The organism is Desulfamplus magnetovallimortis (genome assembly GCF_900170035.1).
GTDB classification, from domain to species: Bacteria; Desulfobacterota; Desulfobacteria; order Desulfobacterales; family Desulfobacteraceae; genus Desulfamplus; species Desulfamplus magnetovallimortis.
Map to the genome: position 1 here is coordinate 1 of NZ_LT828571.1, position 9,548 is coordinate 9,548.

The window sequence follows — 9,548 nt, forward strand, 5'->3', positions numbered from 1 at the left end:
ATAGATAAAAGGCCCTTCCACCCAATCTCCAATCTTTCGGCTCCAGTATCGGTGCCAGAAGACCCAAGGTTTGTCCTTATCACATTCTTTGTACCTTTCAGAGAGGATGTTGAACAGTTTCTGATTCAATGGAATCCGTCTTGGTGTCAAATGCCCGCCCTTTTTCTTCCGTGTGTAAAGGACCAAGTATTTTTCTTTCAGATTGACGTCATCCCATTTCAGTCTATTAATCTCACTCATTCTTCCCATGGTATAGACTATCGTCCAAAGGTAATCCTGAGTAGAAAAGTCAGCCTCGTTAATGACTTTGAGCACATCCTCCTTGGATGGAACGTACTTCTCATTTTTATCGACAGGAAAGAACTCCATGCCTACAGTAGGGTTGTTGGAAATCAAGCACCTGGGGGCCTTAACCCCGAAGTTAAACAGGCTTCTCAATAACCGCAGCTCTTTATTGGCTGTAATAGCGGATACGTCCTTCTTGCGCTTCAGGAGATAGGACTGCACCATATCCAGCGTAATATCAACACACTTAATATCCTGCCAAGCCTTACACCAACGCCTGGCATAATAAATGTGATCTGTGTAATGCCGTTCGCTATAGCTGTGGGCTTACCATTGAAGACTATCTTCAACGACTTTCCTTCTTTTTTCATCACATAGAGTGTTTTTTCGTCTTTTAAAAGGCCATTGACCGTTGACCGTTGCTTCATACAGAGCATTAAGATGTATTTGTTTCAGCTCCCACACATCTGCATATGAAAATCCCCTGGAACAAAGCAGGTCCTGATAATCTTGGAGAAAATTGGGAAGATCATCACTAAGGTGTTCCTGCACGTACTTCTCCGAATAGTTCTCATGGACATATTTTACCCATTGATTGTGATTTTCCATCGCCTTTTCTGAGTCTGCCGCAACGGTGTCTATTTCGGAGACAAAGCAGTCAGGGTACGCCTTGCCTTGAAAATAGTTCGGCTTAAACCACAAGTATGGGTAGTTTTTTTCGCTCCATAATGAGCCAATTGGAGCAGGATCTAATATGAGTATTTTGAAAAACTCCACATAAACTTGCGGATCTGACTGCTCCCGTTGCTGAACACTGTCTATGGCGTATGCCCTATTTGATTCAGAGAGTCCATTCAAGCAATCTCTCGTAATTCGGGCATCCTTCATTTGAACCCAAAAGTACTTTACACTTTTTTGTGAGAGATTTCCGCACATCAGAGTTTTCTCTCCAGAAAGTGTAAACTGGGAAATGAAGCTTGCCGAAAGATGTATTGATAGCCAGTAATGTCCGGATAGGTTCTTGCGTGTATAGTTGTTAATGTAAAAATAAAACATTTAAATATCGAAAAATATTACATTAGATATTATTATTCCATAACTAAGTCATTCCTAATGTGATATTTAATTATAAAATTGGTACTCATTTTGTTATAAGTAGTTCCAAAAATATCGCAATGCAAAAACCTAACCGGACATTACTTAATCAGATTCAATCTACGAGAAAAAACTCTCCATAAAAAAGGGGTTGACCCGATCAGGACTACTACAATCAGCTTGATGTCAAAAGAAGTGAATGGAGAAGATTTGTACACGGCGATGAAGCTTATGGGGCACTCTGACATTAAAATGACACAGAGATACGCACATCTTTCAAAATGAAAACTTCAGAGTGCCGTTAAAAAATTAGAGAAAGATACAATACAGTATTGATATGCCCATCAACTGGAATATCTCTAAATTGCTTCAATCAATGACAGGGCATTTTTGGCATATGAATTTGCTTGAGACAGTGCAAAGGTTCCTGTTTGCATATAGATCTGAATCTTGGATAAAATTGTTGATTCAGATACAAAATCTACATCCCGAATAGTTGATTCTGATCTTGCAATATTCACCATTGAGTTAGATAAATTTGAAATTGTTGACTCTAACTGATTATGTACAGAGCCTATATTGCTCCTTATTCGATCTAATTCTATCAAGGATTGATCTGCTATCTCCATTGATAACTGAGCATCTGGAAAAGTGCTTACATTTAAATCATTTAATTTTGATAACTCCTTTTCTGATACAGTGTACCATACATAGCTTTTTCCACCTTTATTTGAAGAAATCGGGACAGGGTCAGATAGATATTCCAAATATGGTTGTGAATATTGAGCAACAAAGAAGCATCCATTTCCGTCTGTATTTGTCAATTCGGCGACCCCATTGCTGGGATCAAAATCAACTGTATCATTGAAAGAACCCAAAATAAACAAGCTTCCATCTTCATCGCCGCTCAGGTCTGTAAAACTGTCTCTATCCAGAGTTATTAGACTTATGGAATCAATGCCGGTTCCACCAATGTGATTAATCCATTCATATTCACCATCATTAGTTTGTTTGGATAAATAAATATCATTAGCTCCATTACTGTCTATCGTTTCATCTACAACATCATCAATACCGGGCGTGAAGGTATGACTTCCTGAAAAATCAGAGAGTCTGTATCTATAGTGATCTGGGTCAGTGACTAAGGTTGGAAGAGAAATATTGTCGCTAATGGCATTTATAGTTCTGAGGGTGGTGCCTGTGGGCGAATTGTTATAAGCACTGTAATAGGCATCTACATAATCTCCGTCATTTTTAAATACCCAGGTGAAATAATCTGGAGAAGTTATAGCTGTCAGCTCGTTAAGGTTTTCAATATCACTTGTGGTAAAAGGGTCTCCGTCATCTGTTGAAGGATCATCTATGCCAGGGTCAAAATCCACTGTTCCATTGAAACTGCCTCGAACATATACATTTCCGCCGCTGGTTGAAATCCTGTTTGCGACACTATTACCGCCAACAGTATCTGAATCTGGTGCTTGTCTCCACGTAGAAGCACCACTATCAAATCTTTCAATAAAGGCATCTGTGCCATCTCTACCAACGGCATATAACGTGGAGCCAATGATTTCATAATCGTTCATGGTACCCGTAATGTTACTTCTGTAATTAGTAGCACCACTATTCTCATTCAGTGTTTCAACAAAAGAGTCCGCACCAACATCACCGATCACATGAACGCTGGTACCTGATATTATTAAATCGGTTATGTTCCCTGTGATGTTACTTAGCCATTGATTAGTAGTTGTAGTATCAATTTGTGCGGCAAAGGAATTAGCCCCGTCGTCTCCCACAAGATACATATCAGTACCATTAAACTTTACGCCGGTTATATTTCCTGTATATTCATGTCTCCACGCCTGGGTACCATCTGAATCATTGTGTTTTTCAATAAAGGTTTTACCTGCACTGATGCCAATAGCATATAAATCATCATTAAAAAAAAACCAATTTGTCACAGTTCCTGTGATGGAAGGGCTACTGGGAGTGTTTGAAGACGCTGGCCAAATCTGTTTCCATGAAGAATCGAATTTCGCAACATAGCTGTCACCATTAGTCAGTTCCCCTCTGAGATAATAATTGTTAGAAGTTTGATATACATCTAAAATAGAGGCATAATCTTCAGGTAATTTATAAGCATTTTCATAGGAAGCATATCTTTCCATGATCTCAATGTTTCTGTAAGCTGTAGGTGAAGTTAGTTTTCCGTCATTTTCTAAATCTTTATTGACAATTTCCCGATTATTGTCTGTCACCGTAAAGGCAATTTTACGATTCAGTGAAGACTGAAAATCTACAGATTTGTTTTTATTATCGAAACATACAGACCTTAATGCAGCTTCGTAATTTGCAACAGTATCAACACCTGTAAACGTTAATCTACCAGAACCCTTATCCCATGAGCCGGTGATGTTCCCTATATTTTTAAAAACTAGTTCATCTTCACCTTCAACATAATTTTCTGCAATTTTAACAACTGCCTGTGACATATGCTTATCATCTGGGTCGCCTAAACTAAGTTCCGGGTCAATATTAATTGGCCCGTCTCTTTCAACATAAATTAAAGGTTCTGATGTTGTTTGAATTAATGGAGGATCGTTTAAATTCAATATCCTTCCATCATTTCTGGATATAATTCTCAGCCTGCCAACAGTTGAGAGTTCTTTTTTCTGGAAAACATCACCGCCATTTTTGATTGAAATTGCTCTGTCATCAACAGATTCAAAGGTTAAACTTCCATTGATGTTTGAGATAGCACGCACACCATGTTCAGAGGTTCGATCATTAATTGCTTTTGCTAAAGCTCCATGGCTATCATTTTTTTCGATAGTCAGGCTTCCTATTTTAATTCCATTGATAGAAAAATCTTCTTCGGTTTTACCTTCAGAGATAAAATGGGTTAAACTGACTTCAGCAAACGCTTTAATTTGCATTGCTTCATATCTTCGGTTTATTTTATCAGCTATCTTGCCTATTCCATGATCAACGTCATTATCGTATGCTAACAAGCTTTCTATTTTTATCTGGTTACCGGAACCGTCATCAAAATCCAGCAATAGTATTCCTTCACCTTCAGGTGTAATGTATTGGGTATTGACATGACCAATTTTATTTGATTCCGCACTGTTTATTGAAATCTTGAGAGTCTCACCTGAATTAGCACCTACTTGAAAGGACTTATTTATAAAATTACCAGATAATAATTTTTGCCCATTAAACGATGTGGTCTCAGCTATCATATCAAACTCGTCAAGAAGAGCTGAAATATCCTTTTGTATTATTTTTCTGTTTTTGGATGTTTGACTATCAGAAGATGCTTGAATACATTTGGTTTTTATAGTGTCAATGATAGCTACAGACTCTTGTAATGCACCATCTGCTATCTGAGCAATAGAGATGGCATCATTTGCATTTTTTATTGCCTGTCCATACCCCATTCTTTGGGATCTCAGTGAGTCAGCAATGTGCATACCAGAAGCATCATCTGCAGCTTTATTAATCCTCAAGCCAGAAGATAACCTCTCAATAGAACGCCTTAAATTATTTGTATTTCTACTCATAAATCGAATACAATTTAAAGCAGTAGTATTTGTATTAATGCATATCCCCATAAGGTCGCTGGAATCCTGATATATCACTGAACAATAAGTTAAATAGAATACAAATATATTTTTTCATTATGCTCATAATATAATCGGATATCGCTTCAGGAACTTAAATATTTTTTATATTGGTTTCCAATATATACGGTATTGTATAAAATGTTGGGCTTTGGCAAGTATCTGTTTTTGTGAAGTTTTTTGGATTTTTTTACAGGGCAATATTAAATGTTGTAATAAAAATTCAGGCTGGGATTACCTTGGGAAGGTAGATTGTCCTTTTGTATTTTTTTTGATACAAGCAAAAGAATCTTGCTGATAATAATTGTAGTGCAGAACAAAATATTAATTTAAATCGTAAGATACGGCACTGAATGAATTTGTACAAAAAAATATGCTGTTTCTGACAAAGTAAAATGTCTTATTTTACATTATATGCAAAATAAGACATTGATTGTTGTTATTCGTCCTAAGTATCTTTGGGATAAAATATATCGATTGGTTTTGGGATTTACTTAACAAGGTGAAGTTCATTATTTCCATTCTTGTATTCAATAAAAAATGAACCGATCAGTGTGCTGTTCAAATAGTATTCAACCAGACCTTCTTCAGGTGTTGAAGAAAAATTTCCAATAATGGTTTCGGCAGATTTCAGTGTGCAGTTAGAAGCAAAAACCACTTCTCCATTCAGTGCCAGTTCCACATCTACATATTCATTTTTATCAGAATTTTCGTATGTTAAATCACAGTTCAGGTTGAATTTTCCAGAATCAGTGTGGATGTTAAATGCTTTGATCCTAAATTCTGATACTGGGATCTCTTCTATGTCAATATCCGTATTAGATTGTGATAACAGGCTACTACATTCTTCCAATCCAGCCTGGAAACCTTCTTCCAATCCACTCATTCGAGCTTCTTCTATTGCATTGTCAATATCAGCTTGAGTGAAGGTTTGCTGAACAGCACTTGAATCAATCCAGATAGCGATCAGAATACCAGAACCTTTTCCTCTTTCAAAAGTGATTTGAACGGATGTAAGGCCGGAAGCGTCAAAGATAGATGCTTCTTTTTGATTGTCATTTTCAATATCAGGGGTTGCTTGCAATTGTCCGCTCAATGAATCATATGTAGGAAAAACAGATACTGCTCCAGCTGAAGTTTCAATTTGATCAACAAGATTTAATGGGAAGCCACCACTTGTAAACGAAAGTGTCTCTTGGTAATAATCAACATCAATTGCAATAATTTTGCTGCCTTCTGGTAATGGAGATGAAAAATTAATCACAGAGAAAATATCAGCAGAACTATTTGAATCGCTGCAACTATAATGAAGATTGGAAAAAGTGGAATCAAAACTTTCAATATAATCGTAATTGTCAACAGTGATGGTTGTAAATGCTAATTTTCCTTTTGTAATCTTCGAGTAAACAGTTGCAGTAATGCCTTCACCTGAACCTGATTGTGCAGATGACCATTCCATAAAGCTGCCCGCTGCTATGACTTGAGTAGATATAAAGAGAGAACAACAAATAAGTGTCAGTGCAATAAAGTATATTTTTTTCATTTTCATATCCTTTTATTATTTTATAAGATGAAGTTCATTATCGCTGCTACCACTACCATACCCGATATCAAAAGAACCTGTTAATGTGCTGTTTATAAAGAATTCAATAGTACCTTCTGCAGGTTGACTTGAGAAATATCCAGTTATTGTTTTAGCTGATTTTAATTCTACAGTATCAACAAAGGCAGAGAATCCATTAAGCTTAAACTCAATATCTACGAGAGTATTTTTATCAGCTTTGTCGTATTCAAGATCGCAATTGAAATTAAATTTACCTGTTGTAGAATGGATATTAAAGCTTTTTATTGAAAAACCAGTCACAAGAGAAGAATCTGACTCTGCATCAACGCTTGCTTCACAGTCGATCAAACCTTCTTGATATCCATCATCATGACCTTGATCATAGCCATCCATAACACCTTGAGTATATTGTTCCTCTAAATCATCTTGAGAACAGACACTGCCCACAACAATTCCACATGAAGCTGGATCATCTATACATCTTTGCATTCCCTCCGCTATTGCAGCTTCTATATCAGCCTGGGTAAATACCTGGTCAGAAGAGCTATCTGTGCTTTCTGTACCTGGATCATTGTCAGTGGTGCTTGAAGGAATTATTTCTCCAGAGCAATCCATTGAATACATAGCACCTTCTATACTAAATTCACCACCTCCGGTTTGAAAATGACTATAAATCTCATCAGCAGTTAAAGCACGATTAAACAGGGCTACTTCATCAATAGCACCATTGAAAGGCTCTCTCCAAGCATGTTGGCCAATACGTATCGGTGTAGTGTTATTTACGTTAGCAGTCACACTTGGAGCTGTATATTGTCCAGTTAATGAGCCGTTGATGTACACCTTAAGAGTATCACCTTCTCGCACTCCTACTATATGATACCATTCATCAAAGTCTAATGCGAAGGTGTTTACCACTATGTCTGTGCTCCAAGAACCATTCGTTAAATAAAAAGCGGCAACAAATTTTGTTCTATCACATAGCGGTCTAAATGTACCCGCTTCAATTCCCCACCCCGGAGTATTCTGCCAATAAATATTCTTATTAATTATTCCAAACTCTTGGTTCAAAGGTGCACCAGAATTAAATCGGAACCATACTTCTACAGTAAAATCTCCTGTACCAAAATTTAAAGCATCTGCGGTACCATCAATATTAACTTCTTCTCCATCCCCACTGAATTCAAATGCCTGTCCGTTTGCTCCAGTGGTATAATTAACATCGCCATCTACAAATGCTCCATCATACGAGTTGGCTGAATCTGTTGCATCTCCATCAGCAGCCCAATAAGCTACGGGGTTGTCATCCAAAATTGTCTGGTTTGCTGCCATTGCAGGAATAGCGATTGCACAAAAAAGCAGAGCAAATAATCCGGATACCATCCATTTGTATTCTTTTTTATTTATCATTTAGTCTCCCCCTTTACTTTAAGAGTGTGAACTTGATTCAGAAATATAGAAAACAAAAATTGTTTCATTCGAAGATGTTCACAATGCAATGCAATGGATATACCAGAAGAGTAAAAAAACTTTAACTAATTGAAATTACAAAGTATATTTGCAATAGTATTAGGATTTTATAACTAAATTTATTATAATAAAAATTATAAGATATTCAAATGGGCACAGATAAAAGCATAAATATCAACATGTTAAATGAATGTATAATAATAATTATGCTTCTATGTTTGTTTATAGATTCAGTTTTAAATGTATAGATTCAGATTGTTTTATCTATTTCTCAACTGACATTTTTTTGAGTCTATTACTTAAGGCGGGTTGTGAGATACCAAGCATCTTTGCAGCAACTGTTTGATTTCCGTTGGCTCTCTTCATGGCTTCAATCACAAGATATTCAGTTGCCTGCTTGATAGTGGGTAGGGTTTGAAAAGAGGAAAAAGGCGAGTTTGCGTCTATTGCCAATTCAGTAAAGCATATTTCATTTTGTTGTTGACGATTGATATAGGATTGAAAAACATCCAATGAAAGTGCACCAGATTGATAGTTCCCCACGGCATTATAGACCATGGAACGGAGTTCTCTTATGTTTCCTGGAAAGGAATACTGCTTTAAAAGGTTAAAAATATCTTCTGTGGCATATGGCCTTTTTTTGAATTCAAGTGATGCCTCATCCAGAAAGTGATTGACCAGTAAAGGGATGTCATCTAAACGTTCACGCAATGGTGGAATATTAAAATGATGTGTGCGGAGCCTGTAATTCAAGTCGTTTCTGAAACCTCCTTCTCTTTGAAGTTCCCATAGGTCAGCATTGGTTGCAGCAAGAATTCTGGCATTGGTTTTTTGTGTCTTATCACTGCCTAATGGCTGATATTCACCCTCCTGAAGCAATCTTAGAAGTTTTACCTGAACAGATAAACTCAAATCTCCAATCTCATCTAAAAATAAGGTTCCATTGTCAGCTTTTGCACATTGCCCCTTCCTCTCTTTTTCTGCACCTGTAAATGCACCTCTGACATGACCAAAAAGTGTATCTGAAAAGGTGTTTTCATCAAGACCTGCTGCATTGATTGGTACAAAAAGACCTTTTACATGGCTGCTTTTGTGGATTGCTTTAGCGAAAAGTTCTTTTCCTACACCTGTTTCTCCAGTTATTAAAACCGGTTGGCGTGAAGCTGAAATAGAATTGATTTGTTGAAACATTTCCAACATTTTTTGATTGCCAGTGATTATTTCAACAAAGGGAGAGTCTTTCATATATTTAGAACCTTTCATTTATCGGTTTACACTTTTTGAGGCTTATTCTTTTGTCTGAATCACGGATTAAACGGATTAAAAGATTACACTGATTTAAAAAATCTGTGTAATCGGCGTAATCTGTGGCAATCCGTGATTCAGACAATTAAAGGGAAGTGTAAACTACTTTTAATCAAATTTAAATCAGCTGAGTGTACCCTTTTTGCATTATTCTCCCCCTCTCCAGTCATGGAGAGGGGGCCGGGGGGTGAGGTTTGGCAGACAGGATGATC

The 9,548-nt window shown here is 36.9% G+C and carries 6 protein-coding genes; all 6 read right to left on the reverse strand.

Features of this window, described 5'->3' with window-relative positions:
* Positions 1-438, reverse strand: a 438-nt coding sequence (locus tag MTBBW1_RS26320; RefSeq protein ID WP_145980998.1) for a tyrosine-type recombinase/integrase, incomplete at its 3' end; no start/stop codon positions are given.
* Between the two features lie 174 nt (positions 439-612).
* Complete coding sequence (locus tag MTBBW1_RS26325) at positions 613-1,143, reverse strand: hypothetical protein (RefSeq protein ID WP_139786921.1); 531 nt, start codon at positions 1,141-1,143, stop codon at positions 613-615.
* A gap of 596 nt (positions 1,144-1,739) precedes the next feature.
* Positions 1,740-4,991: a flagellin N-terminal helical domain-containing protein gene (locus MTBBW1_RS26330; RefSeq protein WP_080809740.1), complete on the reverse strand. Its 3,252-nt coding sequence runs from the start codon at positions 4,989-4,991 to the stop codon at positions 1,740-1,742.
* A gap of 499 nt (positions 4,992-5,490) precedes the next feature.
* Positions 5,491-6,543, reverse strand: coding sequence for a hypothetical protein (locus MTBBW1_RS26335; RefSeq protein WP_080809743.1), 1,053 nt, complete (start codon positions 6,541-6,543; stop codon positions 5,491-5,493).
* A gap of 15 nt (positions 6,544-6,558) precedes the next feature.
* On the reverse strand, positions 6,559-7,971 hold the full coding sequence (locus tag MTBBW1_RS26340; protein ID WP_080809747.1) for a LamG domain-containing protein: 1,413 nt from the start codon (positions 7,969-7,971) through the stop codon (positions 6,559-6,561).
* Between the two features lie 324 nt (positions 7,972-8,295).
* A complete protein-coding gene (locus MTBBW1_RS26345; protein WP_080809750.1) occupies positions 8,296-9,294 on the reverse strand; it encodes a sigma 54-interacting transcriptional regulator in 999 nt (332 codons plus the stop codon).
* Positions 9,295-9,548 lie beyond the last annotated feature (254 nt).

Coding starts and splice junctions, on each gene's coding strand:
- MTBBW1_RS26330 (WP_080809740.1), bottom strand. CDS start 4,991: ATGGGGATATGCATTAATACAAATACTACTGCTTTAAATTGTATTCGA.
- MTBBW1_RS26335 (WP_080809743.1), bottom strand. CDS start 6,543: ATGAAAAAAATATACTTTATTGCACTGACACTTATTTGTTGTTCTCTC.
- MTBBW1_RS26340 (WP_080809747.1), bottom strand. CDS start 7,971: ATGATAAATAAAAAAGAATACAAATGGATGGTATCCGGATTATTTGCT.
- MTBBW1_RS26345 (WP_080809750.1), bottom strand. CDS start 9,294: ATGAAAGGTTCTAAATATATGAAAGACTCTCCCTTTGTTGAAATAATC.